The organism is Rhizobium chutanense, from assembly GCF_002531935.1.
Classification (GTDB): Bacteria; Pseudomonadota; Alphaproteobacteria; order Rhizobiales; family Rhizobiaceae; genus Rhizobium; species Rhizobium chutanense.
The window spans coordinates 13,876-29,844 of sequence record NZ_NWSV01000010.1 but is presented as its reverse complement, the minus strand read 5'-3'; the positions used below and the strand labels follow the sequence as shown (position 1 = coordinate 29,844).

The window sequence follows — 15,969 nt, the reverse complement described above, 5'->3', positions numbered from 1 at the left end:
CTGACGGCAGCGCATGCCGCCATCCGGATTCCCTTACACTGCGAGCTTGCCGTCGAGATAGAGTTGCAGGGTTTCCCGCGTGCCCTTTTCCCACAGGCTTTTGAGGGCATGGGCAAAACGCTTGCGGAAAAGGTCTGATTTCGCCACCTCGCCGAAAATATCGTCGAAGGCGAGGAAGGCCGATGGATCGTCCTTTGCCTTCAGCGCCGCCGCATGCAGACGATCGGCGCTGGCGTCGTTGAAGACGATATCCTTGCCGCTGTCGGTCTTGCCGGCGAAATAGCGGCACCACAGCGCCGAGACCAGCGCCAGGCCGACGACATCCCTGCCCTGGCGCAGATTGTCGAGCGTCGACGGCAGAATGAACTTCGGCTGGCGGTTCGAACCGTCCTGCGCCAGACGCGGAATGGTGTCGGCAATTTTCGGATTGAGCAGGCGATGTTCGATCAGCGCGAAATAATCCGTCAGCGACGTGTTCGGTACCGGCGGCACGATTGGGATGATCTCGTCTTTCTCGAGCTTGGCGAGGAAGGCACGGATGAGCGGATCTTCCATGGAATCGTGAACGAAATGAATGTCCATCAGCGCCGCCGGATAGGCGATCGCCGCATGACCGCCGTTGAGGATGCGGATCTTCATATGCTCGTAGGGCGTGACGTCGGGCACGAAGGTCACGCCGACCTTTTCCAGCGCCGGGCGGCCGGCGGTGAATTTGTCCTCCAGCACCCACTGCTTGAATTCCTCGCAATAAACAGGCCAGTTATCTTCGATCTCAAAATTGTCTTTGAGGAAATCGATCTCGCGCTGGCCGGTCGCCGGCGTGATGCGGTCGACCATGGCATTCGGGAAGGCGACGTTTGCCCGGATCCACTCAGCAAAACCGGGATCTGAAAGGGCGGCCGTGCCGACCACCGCATTGGCGGTGACGACGCCGTTATGGGGAATATTGTCGCAGGACATGACTGTGAACGGACCGATGCCCCTAGCCTTGCGGGCCTTCAGGCCGGCAACGATCAGTCCGAAAACCGTCTTCGGCGTATCGGGGCTCTTCCCGTCGGCGGCAATTGCCGGATGGGCCGGATTGAACGTGCCCGATGCATCGATGAAATAACCACCCTCGGTGATCGTCAACGAGACGATGCGGATTTCGGGATCGGCGAGCCTGGCGATGATCGCGGCGGGATCGCCGACCGGCAGGATGTCGATCATCGGCGCGGTGACACGCGCCGCCGTCTTGTTGTTGTCCTGCTCGACCACTGTCGTCAGGAAATCCTGGGCCGCAAGCTTGTCGCGCATGGCGGCATCGGACGGCAACACGCCGGCGCCGACGATTGCCCAGTCGTGATCCGTGCCGGCGTTGAACAGATCGTCGAGATAGATCGCCTGGTGGGCGCGGTGGAAGTTGCCGACGCCGAAATGCACGATGCCGGCTTTCAGCGACGCCCGGTCATATCCGGGGATGGCGGCAGTGCGCGCTGCGTCCGAAAGCGTTGCCAGCGATAGTTTGCACGTCATGTTTCAGTCCTCTTGAAGGTCTTGCCGAGACGGCCGGGCGCCATCGTCCGGCTCGCATGCCTGCCCCCAGCCCGGCAGTCCGCCTCAGATGGCAAGACCGCCCTCGTTGAATTTGTGGATACGCGAACGGTCCGGCGTCAGATAGACGATATCGCCCGCCTTGGCGGCGAAATCGCCGCTGCCGCGCGCCGTCACCATGCCGATACCATCGGCGTCGATATGCAGGAAGGTATCGGAGCCGAGATGTTCGGCGACCACCACCCTGCCCTTCCAGTCACCGCTCTCCATCGACAGCAGCATGTGTTCGGGACGGATGCCGATCGTATGGGCGCCGAGCTGGGCGGCGTTCTGACCCTTGATGAAATTCATCTTCGGCGAGCCGATGAAGCCGGCGACAAAGACGTTGCGCGGGCGGCTGTAGAGTTCGAGCGGCGAGCCGACCTGCTCGATATTGCCCCGGTTCAGGACGACGATCTTGTCGGCCATGGTCATCGCCTCGACCTGGTCGTGGGTGACATAGACCATCGTCGTCTTCAACTGCTGATGCAGCTCGCTGATTTCGAGACGCATATTGACGCGCAGCGCCGCATCAAGGTTCGACAGCGGTTCGTCGAACAGGAAGGCCGAAGGCTGGCGCACGATGGCGCGGCCGATCGCCACACGCTGGCGCTGGCCGCCGGACAGCTGGCGCGGCTTGCGTTCGAGATAATCGGTGAGATTGAGCACGCGGGCGGCATCCGTCACCTTGCGGTCGATTTCCGCCTTGTCGACGCCTGCCATCTTCAGCGGGAAGGCGATGTTGTTGCGCACACTCATATGCGGATAGAGCGCGTAGGACTGGAACACCATGGCAAGGCCGCGCTCCGAGGGCGCCTTTTCGGTGGCGTCCCGGCCGTCGATGACGATCTTGCCGTCGGAAACGTCCTCGAGCCCGGCAATCAGCCTGAGCAGCGTGGACTTGCCGCAGCCCGACGGGCCGACGAAGACGACGAACTCGCCGTCCTTGATGTCGAGATCGATCGAAGGGATGACCTTGGCTTCGCCGAAGACCTTGGAAACCTTCTGAAGGGTAATGCTGCCCATGTTTCTCTCCCTTTATCTCTTATTTCACTGCGCCGAAGGTCAGGCCGCGGACAAGTTGTTTCTGGCTGAACCAGCCGAGGATCAGGATCGGCGCGATCGCCATTGTCGATGCCGCCGAGAGCTTGGCATAGAACAGGCCCTCCGGACTGGAATAAGAGGCGATGAAGGCCGTCAGCGGCGCCGCCTTGGAGGCGGTGAGATTGAGCGTCCAGAACGCCTCGTTCCAGGCGAGGATGATGTTCAATAGCAGCGTCGAGGCAATGCCGGGCACCGCCATCGGCGTCAGCACATAGACGATCTCCTTCATCAGCGATGCCCCGTCCATGCGGGCCGCCTCGAGGATTTCGCCGGGGATTTCCTTGAAGTAGGTGTAGAGCATCCAGACGATGATCGGCAGGTTGATCAGCGTCAGCACGATCACCAAGCCGATGCGCGTATCGAGCAGGCCGGAATTGCGGAACATCAGATAGATCGGGATCAGCGCGCCCACAGGCGGCATCATCTTGGTCGACAGCATCCACATCAGCACGTCCTTGGTCCGCTTGGTCGGCGAAAACGCCATCGCCCAGGCGGCCGGAATGGCGATGATCAGGCCGATCAGCGTCGAGCCGAAGGCGATGATCACCGAGTTCATGAAGTGGCTGAGATAATTCGACCGGCTCTGAACCTCCGCGTAGTTCTCCGTCGTCCAATGGAAAAACAGGAACTGCGGCGGCGAGGCGATGGCGTCGGCCTCCGACTTGAAGCTGGTCAGGAAGGTCCAGAGAATCGGGAAGAAGATCAGGATGCCGAGCGTCCAGGCAATCGCGGTGACGATGACCTTGTGCCGAGTTGTGACTTTTCTGGCCATCTCTCAAGCCTCCAGATTCTTGCCGACAAGGCGGACAAGGAAGATCGCGACGATATTGGCGAGCACGACCGCGACGATGCCGCCCGCCGAAGCGCCGCCGATATCGAACTGCAGCAGCGCCTGGGCATAGACGAGATAGGTGAGGTTGGTGCTGTCGGTGCCCGGCCCGCCATTGGTGGTGACGAGGATTTCGGCGAAGACCGAAAGCAGGAAGATCGTCTGGATCAGGATCACCACGGTGATGGCACGCGCCATGTGCGGCAGGATGATATAGATGAATTTCGAGATCGGCCCGGCGCCGTCCATCTCGGCTGCCTCCTTCTGCTCCTCGTCGAGCGACTGCAGCGCCGTCAGCATGATGAGGGTGGCAAAGGGCAGCCACTGCCAGGCGACGATGAGAATGACGGAAAACAGCGGCGCATTCGCCAGCCAGTCGATCGGCTGCAGGCCGAGCGCCTTGGCGAGATGGGCAAACAGGCCGTTGACCGGGTTCATGAACATGTTCTTCCAGACGAGCGCCGCCACCGTCGGCATGACGAAGAACGGCGCGATCACCAGGATGCGCACGATGCCCTGGCCGTACATCGGCTGGTCGAGCAGCAGCGCAAAGGCGATGCCGCCGATGACGGTGATCAGCAGAACGCCGGCGACGAGCAGCAGCGTATTGATCAGCGCCGCGAAGAAGGCCGGGTCGGAGAGGAAATATTCGTAGTTCAGGAAACCGACGAAGCTCTCCATGCCCGGGCTGAGCAGATTGTAGTTCAGCAGCGAGAAATAGATCGTCATCGCCAGCGGGACGATCATCCACGCAAAGAGCAGCAGCACGGAGGGCGCAATCATCAGGCGCGCAGCGGAGCGGGTATGTAAGGTTGCCATGGCAATCACCGATCTGGACTGAAGCGGGAAGCGGCCGCAGGAAAGCTTTGTCTGAAAAAGGAGGCCGCCGATGCAGTTCGGGCAATCGGCGGCCCAGAGGGGCGGAGTGTCAAGGATCCGCCCCTTGCTCGGGAGGCTTTATTTGATGTAGCCGGCCTTGGTCATTTCGCGGGTTGCCAGCTGCTGTGCGCTCTGCAGGGCCTGGTCGACCGAAATCTGGCCGGCAAGCGCTGCCGAGAACTGTTGGCCGACCGCCGTACCGATGCCCTGGAATTCCGGGATCGCCACGAACTGGACGCCGACATAGGGGACCGGCTTGACGGTCGGCTTGCTCGGGTCGGCCGAGTTGATCGAGTCGAGCGTCGTCTTGGCGAAGGGAGCGGCCTTCTGGTACTCCGCATTCGCATAGAGCGAGCTGCGGGTGCCGGGAGGTGCGTTCAGCCAGCCTTCCTTCTCGGCGACAAGGTTGGTGTAATCCTTGCTCGTGGCCCAGGCGACGAACTTCTCGGCGGCTTCGGCCTTTTGCGAACCTGCCGGGATGGCGAGGCTCCAGGCCCACAGCCAGTTGCCGCGCTTGCCGAGGCCCTTGTCCGGAGCGAGCGCGAAGCCGACCTTGTCGGCAACGGTCGATTCCTTCGGATTGCTGACGAAGGATGCGGCAACGGTCGCATCGATCCACATGCCGCATTTGCCGGTCTGGAAAAGCGCCAGGTTCTCGTTGAAGCCGTTCGAGGAAGCGCCCGGAGGGCCGGCGTCCTTCATCAGCTTGACGTAGAAATCGAGCGTGTCCTTCCACTCGGGCTGATCGAACTGCGGCTTCCACTTTTCATCGAACCAGCGCGCGCCGAAGGAGTTGGACATGGCCGTCAGGAAGGCCATGTTCTCGCCCCATCCGGCCTTGCCGCGCAGGCAGATGCCGTAGACTTCCTTGTCCTTGTTGGTGATCTTGCGGGCGGCATCCGCAATGAAGTCCCAGGTCGGGGCGTCGGGCATCTTCAGGCCGGCGGCGTCGAACAGGTCCTTGCGGTACATGACCATCGAGCTTTCGCCGTAGAACGGCGCCGCATAGAGCTTTCCATCCAGGGTCAGGCCGCTGCGGATCGCCGGCAGCAGGTCATCGACGTCGTAGCTGGCGCCGAGATTGTCGAGCGGCACCAGCCAGCCCTGCTTTGCCCAGATCGGAACCTCATAGGTGCCGATCGTCAGAACGTCGTACTGGCCGCCCTTGGTCGCGATGTCGGTCGTGACCTTCTGGCGCAGCACGTTCTCTTCGAGGGTGACCCATTCAAGGTCGATGCCGGGATTCTTCGCCTTGAAATCATCCGTCAGCTTCTGCATCCGGATCATGTCGCCGTTGTTCACGGTTGCGATTGTCAGCGTCTCGGCCGAAGCCATGCCGGCAAACGCCAGCGCTGAGCAGGCGCCCAGCAGAAAAGTTCTCAATGTCATATCTTCCTCCCAGAAGACGGGGTGTGAGCATTCGCTTCGCTCATGGGCAATTACTCACCAAGCGGCGAAAAATGTCAATCGGCAATCGTTGCTGCAATGCCGAAGGCTGCACCTATATTATTGATTTAAAATATGAATTTTTTGCTCAATTCCTGAGCAAAAACTCAGCCGTGTCTTCGTCGGTGATCAGTCCGTTGATCTGATGACCGACAACGGCCGCCCTGATCGCCTTGAACTTCCGCTTGCCCTTGGCCAGCCCAATCACCATCGACGCGTCGCGGGATGGGATCGGCGCCGATGCGACGCGCTCGTTGATCGGGTTGTCGAGCAGCCTGCCATCGACATCGAAGATCCAGCCGCAGATCTCGCCGACGGCGCCCCCGCGCATCAGCCCCATCATCTCGTCCTTCTCGAGAAAACCGTCGACGCAGAGCGGACCGTCGATGCCGAGTTCGCCGATGCCGACGAAGGTGACATCGGCCTGGGCGCTGATGTCGAGCGTCGAGCGCACCAGTTGCTGGCCGTGCAGCAGCTCCCGCTCCTCGGCCGAGGTGACGAGCACCGGCAGCGGCATCGGAAAATGCCGCGCCTTCACCGCATCCGCCATGCTGAAGATGACGTTGTAATAGGCCGCCGATCCGTCCGGCGCAATATTGCCGGTCAGCGAAACGATGCGGTGGTTGGGACATTCGATCGCCGGCAGCTGGTCGACGGCCGCCTTCAGCGTGCGGCCGGTGCCGACCGCAAGCACGATCGGCTCCGCCCGCTTCAGCCAGCGCTCGATTTCGGCTGCTGCCGCCTCGGCGATTCCGACGGTGGTCGACGAGGAAGCCGGATCGCTCGGTACCACCTCGACATGTTTCAGGCCGAATTTTCGCCGCAACTGATCGGCGAGTTCAAGACAGGCAGCGATCGGATGATCGAGCCGCACCTTGATCAGACGTTCGGCGACGGCAAGCGACACCAACCGCTGCGCCGATTGCCGCGAGATTCCCATCGAGGCGGCGATTTCATCCTGGGTGCGCCCGGCGACGTAATAAAGCCAGCCGGCCCGCGCCGCATCGTCGAGCCGTGCAGGAGTCTCGGATCTTTTTGCCATTGAATGCCTACCGCGCAAAGTGAGCCGGCTTGCCGCCGCCGACCATGATGTGAATCTGTATCGCGCCAGATCAAAACAAAATTCGGGCAAATGTCGAGCCCGTTGAAAAGGCCGCCGCCAAATAACCGCAGCCGCTCGGGCAAACCCTGCTCAGCCCCGGCTCAGGCAAACCATTGCACGACGAGATAGACCCCGGCCTTCACCAGACCGTAGATCACGCCGCCGGCGATGCCGAGCGACACCGCGGTCATCGCGAAACCGCCGAGCGCAAAGAGCCCGTCACGGCCCATGATGCCGAAGGCGAAGACCGAGATGGTGATCGCCGGCAGCATGTTGCCGAGCGGAACCGGCAGCAACAGCACGATCGACAGCAGCAGGCAGGCGAGGCCGGCCAGATATTCCGCCGGCGGCTCGGCGAAGATCGCCAGCCTCGGCTTCAGCATGCGCTCCGCCCAGGCGAGCCAACGGTGGATGCGGCCGACAATGGTTTCGAAATCCTCCCGCCGCATCGAACGGTCGGCAATCACCCTTGGCAGCCAGGGTTTCAGCCCGAAGGTCAGCTGCACCGCCAGGAACACCAACGGCGCGCCGAGCACGGCCGACGTACCGGGCGGCGTGGGGAAAGCGTTCGGCAGCGCGAAGATCAGCATCAACGCGCTGATCGCCCTGTCGCCCATTGTTTGGAACAGATCGCCGATCGAAATCCGCTCCCGGCTCTGATCGGCGGCCATCTGCCGCAGGATGGATGAAAGACGACGGCCTTTGGGACGTGGCCTTCGGTTTCTGCGTCTGTCGGTGTCGGCGTTTTCGATTGTCATGAATCCGGGGAACTGATGGAAGGTAGGGCTGAATTCTGGCGATGCAATATGCCAATTGAATGACTTGATGGATGAGCGCTTGAAATTCCCCGCCAACAATGCAAGCAGACGCGGGAGACCAGAGAAATGGCGGAGTGGCAATGATCATTTCATTCGACATCGGCGGCTCCGCCATCAAGGGCGGCATCGCCCGCTCCGAGACGGATATCGTTCCCCTCGGCCGCCGCCCGACGCCGAAGGATGATTTCGCCGCTTTCGTCGAGACGCTGCGCGCCATCATCGCCGAGACCGGCGAACAGCCGAGCCGCATCGCGCTGTCCATCGCCGGCGTCGTCGATCCCGATACGCAGCGACTGATCTGCGCCAACATTCCCTGCATCCACGACCGCACGCTTGCGGCCGATCTCGAAGCTGAACTCGGCTTGCCCGTACTGATCGCCAACGACGCCGACTGTTTTGCCATGGCCGAAGCCAGCCTTGGCGCCGGCCGCGGCCACCGCATCGTCTTCGGCGCCATCCTCGGCACCGGCGTCGGCGGCGGCCTTGTCGCCGACGGGCGCCTCGTCAACGAGGCAGGCGGCTTTGCCGGCGAATGGGGGCACGGCCCGATCATCGCATCCGCAGCCGGTAATCCGCCGGTTGCCATCCCCGCCTATGCCTGCGGCTGCGGCCAGAAGGGCTGCGTCGACACCGTCGGCGGCGCCCGCGGCCTGGAGCGGCTGCACCAGACGCTGCACGATCTCGACCTTTCCAGCGAGGAAATCATCGCTCAATGGCAACATGGCGAGGAAAAGGCGACACGGACGATCGACGTCTATGTCGACCTCGTCGCCTCTCCCCTGGCGCTGACCATCAACATAACAGGCGCGACCATCGTGCCGGTCGGCGGCGGACTTTCCAATGTCGAGCCGCTGCTGGCCGAACTCGACCAAGCGGTGTGCGCCCGCATCCTGCGCAAATTCGACCGCCCGCTGGTGGTGCGCAGTCAATGCCGCATCGAACCCGGCCTGATCGGCGCGGCCCTTCTGGGACTGAAGGCCGAAGCCCTCGCTCTCTAAAGCACCGGCCACATCCGCACGATCGCGGCGAACCGATCCCAATCCTTGCGCGTCAGAGGCGTCCACGCCGCTTCGGCGATGGCCGAGAGGCGTGGGAAGACCAGTCGGTTGAATTGGGCGCGCGAAGCGATGTTGCCACTCCAGATACAGGCCTGGATGCCGCGCATCTTGCCCTTCAGGGCCTCCGGCAGCTCGGCCTCGGCCTCATAAGCATAGGCGCGCTCGGGCGGCGTAAAACCTGCCCAGCTTGCGCCGGGCTCGGCCCATGCTTCGGCCTGCGCCATGTCGAGATAATAGGCTTGCCCCGGCGTCATCACCACGTCGTAGCCTTCCTTCGCCAGCTCGAGGCCGAGTTCGGGCTTTTCCCAAGCCATCAGCAGCGTGCCGTCGCGGTCGACGCCGCCGCCATGCGAGACCTCGTTCCAGCCGGCGAGCTTCCTGCCGCGTTCCGACAGCACGGTCTTGATGCGCTTCAGGAAATAGGATTGCAGCTCGGCCGTGCCGGCAAGTTTTTCCTGCTTCATCAGCGCCTTGCAGGCCGGCGAGGAGAGCCAGGCCCCCTGCGCCACCTCGTCGCCGCCGATATGGACATACTCGCCGGGAAATAGCGCCACCATTTCGTCGAACACCTTGCCGAGGAATTCGTAGGTGAATTCGACCGCCGGATTGAGCGCGTTGTTGGCATAGCCCTGCGGCGAGCGATAACTGTCCGGCGGCTCCTGGCGATCGGTGAGATCGGGCAGCGCCGACAGCGCCGCCGCGCTGTGGCCGGGAATGTCGATTTCCGGCACCACCTCGACATGCAGCGAGGCGGCATGCGCGACGATGCGCCTGACGTCATGCTGGCTGTAGCGGACGGCGGGCGCTTCCGGCCCATCGCCGAACGCCGGTATAGGCGTTCCGTGCGTTTCCGTCAGTTGGGGATAGGCCGTGATCTCCAGCCGCCAGGCTTCGTCGTCGGTCAGGTGCCAGTGGAAGATATTGAGCTTGTTCCAGGCGAGGATATCGATCAGCCGCATGACGTCTGCCACCGGATAGAACCGCCCCGACACATCGAGGTGGCAGCCGCGCCACGCATGGCGCGGCTGGTCGGCGATCGTGCCGAAATTGGGAAATTGGAAGCGCTCGCGATCGGCGCGGGCGCCGTGCAGCATTTGCGCCAGGCTGATCAGCCCGTATTGCCGCCCGGCTGCATCCGCACTCGAAAGCACGACCTCATGGGCGGAGAAACGCAGTTCGTAAGCGAAGGCGGCAATCGACGATTCGGTGACGAAACGAATGGCCCGCCCGCCTTTGACGGCAGCGAGCGAGAACGGCACACCATCGGCCGGATAGAGCCGCTGGTAAAGCGCAAGAACCAGAGAAAGCGCCTTGATCGCATCGGGCCGGGTTCTTTCGACGGGATAAAGGACGACCGGCAGATTTCCCGCTTTCAGACCGAGCGACAGCGGCCAGGGCAGCAGCGCATAGGGTTCCTCGATCCGCCCTGGCGGCAGAAGCGGCGGCGCCACACCGCCATCCCGGCCTTCGAGCATGAGATCGCCGAAACCGATTGCGAGGTGACGGCCATCAGCGAGCCTCAAATGGGCCGATCGGATGCCGTCGGTCCGATGCTTGGGTTCGTCGGCCAGTCCCTCGACGGTGAAGCGCCAGTGCCCGCCCGTGGCAATTCTCAGCCCCTCGGGCGGCTGGAATTCATGGAAATTCGCAACCTGTCGCATCAGGCTGGCGCCATCGCAGATGTATTTGTCGGCAACCCGCGTCTCCGACGTATAGGCGAGCGAAAAGCCGGAAAGCGGCTCGGCCGAAAGGTTGAACAGCGTGAAGGTCAAGCGCCCGAAGCTGCCCTCGATCGGGCGCCAGCTTGCTTCCAGATGGTAATCGGCCATGGTCGTGCCCTGCCCGTTCGATGAGTGGCCGGCATCGCGGCTGGCCTCCCGGCTTGCTGTCCCAGCTTAGCTTTTTTGAGGCGGCAATGGAATCGGCGCGCAGATTCGGACGGCGGTGATGAGAGCCGGTTGCCAAGCCCCCGCGTTCAGCAGTGGCGCGTTCTAATCGGGGCCGGCGACCCGCGAAGGAAAACGGCGCGGCTTTCGCCGCGCCGCCTTCACTCGGCTGCCAACGCCGGCGGATGTCTGTCATCCGCCTCTTCCTGGATGGCGTCGGCATCCCTGCCCGGCTCGTCCTTCGCCTTCGGCTCCCGGCCGAAGAAAAGGGCGTAACCGGCGGGCAGAACCAGAATGGTCAGCACGGTCGCAACCAGGATGCCGCCCATCATCGCGTAGGCGAGCGGACCCCAGAAGACGCCGCGTGAGATCGGAATCAGTGCCAGTACGGCGGTCAGCGCTGTCAGCATGATCGGCCGGAAACGCCGCACGGCCGCGCCGACGATCGCTTCCTGCCGGTGCATGCCGGCTTTGATATCCTGGTCGATCTGGTCGACCAGGATGATCGAATTGCGCATGATGATGCCGAGCAGCGCGATGACGCCGAGGATCGCCACGAAGCCGAAGGGCGCGCCGCTGATCAGCAAGGCGGCAGCAGCACCGATGATGCCGAGCGGCCCGGTGGCGAGCACCAGCATCGCCTTGCCGAAATGCTGCAGCTGGATCATCAGGAGCACGATGATGACGGCGAGCATGATCGGCGCCTTGGCGGCAATCGACATCTGGCTTTCCGCCGCGTCCTCGGCGCCGCCCTGGATCTCGACATTATAGCCCGCCGGCAGGCTGTCGCGCAGATCCTTCATGTCGGCATACATCTTCATGACGACGTCGTTCGGCTGCACGCCATCCGGCAGCGTCGCGCGCACGGTGATCGTCGGCAGCCGGTTGCGCCGCCATTCGATGCCCTGCTCCATGACAGGCACGACCTTGGCGACCTGCGAGACCGGCACGAAGCCGCCGAAATCCGTCGGCACATAGACCGAATTGACCGCCGAGAGCAGCGAGCGGCTGGAATCCGGCTCACGGGCGACGATCGAGACCGTCTCCTCGCCGTCGCGGAAATCGTCGAGCGGCGCCCCCGCCATGGCGGTCTGCAGCATCTGACGCACGCGCTGCGAGGTGACGCCGAGCGCCCGGGCGCGATCCTGATCGATCACCAGCTTCATCGCCGGCACCGGCTCCAGCCAGTCGTCATGAATGGCGCCGAGCATCGGATTGGCCTCGAAACGCGCCTTCACCTGATCGGCGATCGCTCGCACTTCCCCGCGCTCCGGCCCCATGACGCGCATCTGCACCGGCCAGCCGGTGGGCGGGCCGAGGAAGAGGCGGTCGACCTTGCCGCGGATCGAGGGGAAGTCTTCCGCCAGAATGGTGCGCAGCTTGACGATCAGCCGCTCGCGCGCCGGTTCGTCCTTGGCCATGACGAGAAGCTGGGCGAAGTTCGGATTGCGCAGCTGCTGGTCGAGCGGCAGGAAGAAGCGCGGCGCGCCTTCGCCGATGTAGGTGGCGATGAACTTCTTGTCGGGATCGTCCATCATCCTGGCTTCGAGCGCCTTTGCCTGGACCTCGACTTCTTTGATGCTGGTGCCTTCAGGCAACCAAAGATCGACGAGGATTTCCGGCCGCGAAGACTGCGGGAAGAAATTCTGCGGAATGAACTGGAAAGCCCAGAGGCTGGTGACGAAGGTGCCGAGCGTCAGGAGCAGCACGATGACCCGGTGACGCACCGCCCAGCCGACCGTACCGCGCAGCCGGCGATAGAAGCTCGTGTCGAAAGCGTCGTGATGCTCGCCGGCGTGATGGCGCTGTTTGAGAATCATGTAGCCGAGCCACGGCGTGAAATAGACCGCGACGAACCACGAGGTGACGAGCGCGATGCCGACCACGTAGAACAGCGAACGGACATATTCGCCGGCCGTCGATGCGGCAAAACCGACCGGAATGAAGCCGGCGGTAGTGATCAGCGTACCCGTCAGCATCGGGAAGGCGGTCGAGGAATAGGCAAAGCTTGCCGCCTCGATCTTGACCAGCCCCTCCTCCAGCTTTCGCTCCATCATCTCGACGACGATCATCGCATCGTCGACCAGCAGGCCGAGCGCGATGATCAGCGCGCCGAGCGAAATGCGCTGCAGATCGATGCCGAGTTCGTACATCAGCGCGAAAGTGGCGGCGAGCACCAGCGGAATGGCGATGGCGATGACGAGGCCCGAGCGCCAGCCGATCGACAGAAACGAGACGACGAGCACGATAACAAGGGCTTCGCCGAGCGCATGCATGAATTCGCTGACCGCATCCGTCACCACGTCCGGCTGGTTGGCGATCTGATCGACGGCGACGCCGTAAGGCAGCGCCTCCTCGAAGCGCTGGTAGGTCGCCTCGACCCCCTTGCCGACATCGGTGACGTTGAAGCCCTTGGCCATCACCACGCCGACCTGGACGCTGTCATGGCCGTTGAAACGGTACTTGCGCTGATAGGGGTCTTCGAGACCGGAACTGACGGTGGCGATATCGCCGAGCCGCGTCACCTGGCCGCCGGCGCGCAGGCTGAGCTCGCGAATATCGACCGCCTTCTTCACGTCGCCTTCGACGGAGATGCGCACCGAGCGCAGGCCGGTATCGACGGAGCCCGCTGCATCGACATTGTTCTGGCCCTTGATGGCGTTCTGCAGGTCGAGGATCGTCAGGCCGCGCTCGGCGAGCGCCTTGGACGAAACGTCGATATAGATCTTCTCGGGCTGGTCGCCGATGATGACGGCCTTCTCGACGCCCGGCGTCGTCAGCAGCATGTCGCGCGCCTGGATCGCGAATTTCTTCAGTTCTGGATAGGAATAGCCGTCGCCGCTAATCGAATGCAGCGTGATGAAAGTATCGCCGAACTCGTCGTTGAAATAGGGGCCGAGCAGGCCCTGAGGCAATTCGCTGGAGATGTCGCCGACCTTCTTGCGCACCTGGTAGAACGCATCAGCCACGTCCTTCGAATTGGTGTCGCCCTTGACCTGCAGGGTGATGATCGCGCTGCCTGCCCGCGTATAGGACTTGACCCAGTCGATATGCGGGGTTTCCTGCAGCTTGCGCTCGATCTTGTTGACGACCTGATCTTCCATCTCTTGGATGGAAGCCCCCGGCCAGATCGCCTGCACGACCATGACGCGGAAGGTGAATTCGGGGTCTTCGCGCTGACCCATGCGCATCAGCCCGAGCACGCCGGTGATGATGATCAGCCCGAAGAGGAAGCGTGCGATGCTCGGATGGCCGATCGCCCAGCGCGACAGATTGAAGGGCCGCTTTTCTGTGGTGGCGTCCATGGTTCTGTTCCCTTTTACGACGCGATCAACGCACGGTCTGGTCGGTATCGGCCAGAGCCGACTGCTGCGCCGGCACCTTCACCTTCAGGTTTTCGCTCATGAACTGCGTGCCGGCCGAAACGACGAGATCGCCGATGTCGAGGCCTTCGATCACATGCACGCCGTCGCCGGTGAAATCGGCGACTTTGATGTCGCGGCCATGCACGGTCGCCGAATCGCGATCGACGGTCCAGACCATCTGCTTGCCGTCCTTCTCGGCCAGCGCGCTGAGCGGGATCGAGATATAGCTGTTGCCATTGCTGACGTCGGCCTCGATCGTCGCCGTCATGCCGAGCAACACCTGAGGATCGTTCGGCAGGCTCACCCGGACTGCAAAGGTCCGTGACTGCTGGTCGGCACTGCCGGAAACCTCACGCACCTTGCCGTCGAGCACCAGTCGGTCGTCGGCCCAGAAGCTAGCCTTGACCGTCTTGCCGGGCTTGAATTCGGCAATGTCGTTTTCCGGAACGGCAATCTGCACTTCCTTCTCACCGTCGACGGCAACGGTGACGACGGCGGTGCCCGAGGCGACGACCTGGCCGACATCGGCATTGATCGTGGTGACAATCCCGTTGTAGTCCGCCTTCAGCTCCGCATAACTCACCTGGTTCTTCGCCTGATCGAGTGCCGAGGCGGCGGCATCGCGGCTTGAAACGGCCTGGTCGTAACTGAGCGAGGCCTGCTCGAGCTGGGATTTCGGCGAAACATTCTTGTCGAACAGCTGCTGATTGCGCTTGTTGACGAGATCGGCGGTTTCGACGCCTTTTTCAGCGGCTGCGAGATTGGCTTCCGCCGTCTTGACCGCCAGCTGGTAATCGGTGGAGTCCATCCGGGCGAGCACGTCGCCCGGCTTCACCTTGTCGCCGATATCGACGAGGCGTTCGGTGATCTTGCCGGCAACGCGAAAGCCGAGATTCATCTCGGTGCGCGCCTTGACCGAGCCCGAATAATCGAGCTTGCGCGTGTCGCCGGCCTTGGCGATTTCGACGACCTTCACCGGCCGGACGACTTGCTTGACCTCGGCCTTCTCTTCCGAGCAAGCGGAAACGCCGATGCCGATGGCGCCGACGAGCACGAGGCTGGCGGCGGACGGCATGCGATGGCTGAGGGTCTTGAGCGAAAACATCGTCCGCACTCCTGGATCGTTTCGGGGTTTTCGACGGCGGCCGCCGTCCGTTATTTCTTCAGCGCCCTGATGACATAGTCGATCAGTTCGTCGACGCTTGCGCGGTTGGTCTTGGCAAGACATTGCGCCACCATCTGCGGATGGCAGAGCGTGTTCGTCGCCGCGCCGAAGCAGCGCGAGGCAACGACCGGATCCTGCTCGGCGAACTCGCCGGCGGCAATGCCTTCGGCGATGATTTCGGCGATGAGGTCGTGAATGCGGTCGATGTGTTTTTCGATGACGTGCCAGTCGCGCTCGATCGCGACGATGATCATCTCGTGCACTTTCATCTCGTCGAGCATCAAATCCAGCGTCAATTGATGCTGGCTCTCGACATAGCGGCGCAGCCGCTCGCTGGCGCTGATCGGTTGGTGGCGGATGTCGTAGGCGATTTGATAAGCGGTGGCGAGCATGCGCCCGCAAAGCGCCTGATGGATTTCCACTTTCGATGCGAAGAAGCGATAGATATTGGCCGGCGACATGCCGAGATCGCGGGCAATATCGGCCACTGTCGTCTTGCTGTAACCGTAGTGCCGAAACAGCCGTTCGGCCGCTTCGAGAATGCGCGTGACATTCTCTTGCCGGGTGACCTCGAGCGTGTTGTCCGCGATGTCGTCCATGAATTCCCATGCCTCGAATTACGACTGACGAATTTTGAATTTCGTCAGTCGTAAAATATCAGGCGTCACTTGTCAATACATAAGGGCGCAACGCTGCGGTCTCAAGGAACCGGCGGCGCAGCCTATGCGTGTTTGTTTGGTAGATA

The 15,969-nt window shown here is 62.5% G+C and carries 12 protein-coding genes; 1 reads left to right on the top strand and 11 read right to left on the bottom strand.

The genetic code is table 11. From position 1 onward, the window contains the following. Positions 1-33: 33 nt before the first annotated feature. From CO666_RS17150 to CO666_RS17120, 7 genes are all read right to left on the bottom strand, one after another. Complete coding sequence (locus CO666_RS17150) at positions 34-1,515, bottom strand: mannitol dehydrogenase family protein (protein ID WP_097613284.1); 1,482 nt, start codon at positions 1,513-1,515, stop codon at positions 34-36. A gap of 84 nt (positions 1,516-1,599) precedes the next feature. Continuing rightward, positions 1,600-2,598: an ABC transporter ATP-binding protein gene (locus CO666_RS17145; protein ID WP_097613282.1), complete on the bottom strand. Its 999-nt coding sequence runs from the start codon at positions 2,596-2,598 to the stop codon at positions 1,600-1,602. A 19-nt stretch (positions 2,599-2,617) separates the two neighbouring features. Continuing rightward, positions 2,618-3,448, bottom strand: a complete 831-nt coding sequence (locus CO666_RS17140) for a carbohydrate ABC transporter permease (RefSeq protein WP_097613280.1) — start codon at positions 3,446-3,448, stop codon at positions 2,618-2,620. A 3-nt stretch (positions 3,449-3,451) separates the two neighbouring features. Then, positions 3,452-4,324, bottom strand: coding sequence for a carbohydrate ABC transporter permease (locus CO666_RS17135; protein WP_097613279.1), 873 nt, complete (start codon positions 4,322-4,324; stop codon positions 3,452-3,454). 138 nt (positions 4,325-4,462) lie between these two features. After that, positions 4,463-5,773 carry an ABC transporter substrate-binding protein gene (locus CO666_RS17130; protein WP_097613277.1) on the bottom strand — a complete coding sequence of 437 codons (1,311 nt, stop codon included), beginning with the start codon at positions 5,771-5,773 and terminating at the stop codon, positions 4,463-4,465. Positions 5,774-5,918: 145 nt separating this feature from the next. Beyond that, on the bottom strand, positions 5,919-6,872 hold the full coding sequence (locus tag CO666_RS17125) for a sugar-binding transcriptional regulator (protein ID WP_085738458.1): 954 nt from the start codon (positions 6,870-6,872) through the stop codon (positions 5,919-5,921). 161 nt (positions 6,873-7,033) lie between these two features. Continuing rightward, entirely contained in the window at positions 7,034-7,612 is a 579-nt protein-coding gene (locus CO666_RS17120; RefSeq protein ID WP_179869703.1) for an exopolysaccharide biosynthesis protein, read from the bottom strand. 218 nt (positions 7,613-7,830) lie between these two features. Between CO666_RS17120 and CO666_RS17115 the strand changes: the two genes are divergently transcribed. Further along, positions 7,831-8,748, top strand: a complete 918-nt coding sequence (locus tag CO666_RS17115) for an ROK family protein (protein WP_097613276.1) — start codon at positions 7,831-7,833, stop codon at positions 8,746-8,748. On the opposite strand, the gene CO666_RS17110 is transcribed toward CO666_RS17115, so the two are convergent. The 4 genes from CO666_RS17110 to CO666_RS17095 form a co-directional block, all read right to left on the bottom strand. After that, on the bottom strand, positions 8,745-10,637 hold the full coding sequence (locus tag CO666_RS17110; RefSeq protein ID WP_097613274.1) for a beta-N-acetylhexosaminidase: 1,893 nt from the start codon (positions 10,635-10,637) through the stop codon (positions 8,745-8,747). The genes CO666_RS17115 and CO666_RS17110 overlap by 4 nt on opposite strands. Before the next feature lie 218 nt (positions 10,638-10,855). Continuing rightward, a complete protein-coding gene (locus CO666_RS17105; RefSeq protein ID WP_097613273.1) occupies positions 10,856-13,999 on the bottom strand; it encodes an efflux RND transporter permease subunit in 3,144 nt (1,047 codons plus the stop codon). Positions 14,000-14,024: 25 nt separating this feature from the next. After that, positions 14,025-15,164, bottom strand: a complete 1,140-nt coding sequence (locus tag CO666_RS17100; RefSeq protein WP_097613271.1) for an efflux RND transporter periplasmic adaptor subunit — start codon at positions 15,162-15,164, stop codon at positions 14,025-14,027. Between the two features lie 50 nt (positions 15,165-15,214). After that, the gene (locus CO666_RS17095) at positions 15,215-15,823 is read right to left on the bottom strand and encodes a TetR/AcrR family transcriptional regulator (protein ID WP_097613270.1); all 609 of its coding nucleotides are present in this window, start codon (positions 15,821-15,823) and stop codon (positions 15,215-15,217) included. Positions 15,824-15,969: the final 146 nt, after the last annotated feature.

What these genes read in the sequence shown, in the direction of transcription:
- CO666_RS17150 (WP_097613284.1), bottom strand. Translation starts at nt 1,515, where the DNA reads ATGACGTGCAAACTATCGCTGGCAACGCTTTCGGACGCAGCGCGCACT.
- CO666_RS17145 (WP_097613282.1), bottom strand. Translation starts at nt 2,598, where the DNA reads ATGGGCAGCATTACCCTTCAGAAGGTTTCCAAGGTCTTCGGCGAAGCC.
- CO666_RS17140 (WP_097613280.1), bottom strand. Translation starts at nt 3,448, where the DNA reads ATGGCCAGAAAAGTCACAACTCGGCACAAGGTCATCGTCACCGCGATT.
- CO666_RS17135 (WP_097613279.1), bottom strand. Translation starts at nt 4,324, where the DNA reads ATGGCAACCTTACATACCCGCTCCGCTGCGCGCCTGATGATTGCGCCC.
- CO666_RS17130 (WP_097613277.1), bottom strand. Translation starts at nt 5,773, where the DNA reads ATGACATTGAGAACTTTTCTGCTGGGCGCCTGCTCAGCGCTGGCGTTT.
- CO666_RS17125 (WP_085738458.1), bottom strand. Translation starts at nt 6,872, where the DNA reads ATGGCAAAAAGATCCGAGACTCCTGCACGGCTCGACGATGCGGCGCGG.
- CO666_RS17115 (WP_097613276.1), top strand. Translation starts at nt 7,831, where the DNA reads ATGATCATTTCATTCGACATCGGCGGCTCCGCCATCAAGGGCGGCATC.
- CO666_RS17110 (WP_097613274.1), bottom strand. Translation starts at nt 10,637, where the DNA reads ATGGCCGATTACCATCTGGAAGCAAGCTGGCGCCCGATCGAGGGCAGC.
- CO666_RS17105 (WP_097613273.1), bottom strand. Translation starts at nt 13,999, where the DNA reads ATGGACGCCACCACAGAAAAGCGGCCCTTCAATCTGTCGCGCTGGGCG.
- CO666_RS17100 (WP_097613271.1), bottom strand. Translation starts at nt 15,164, where the DNA reads ATGTTTTCGCTCAAGACCCTCAGCCATCGCATGCCGTCCGCCGCCAGC.
- CO666_RS17095 (WP_097613270.1), bottom strand. Translation starts at nt 15,823, where the DNA reads ATGGACGACATCGCGGACAACACGCTCGAGGTCACCCGGCAAGAGAAT.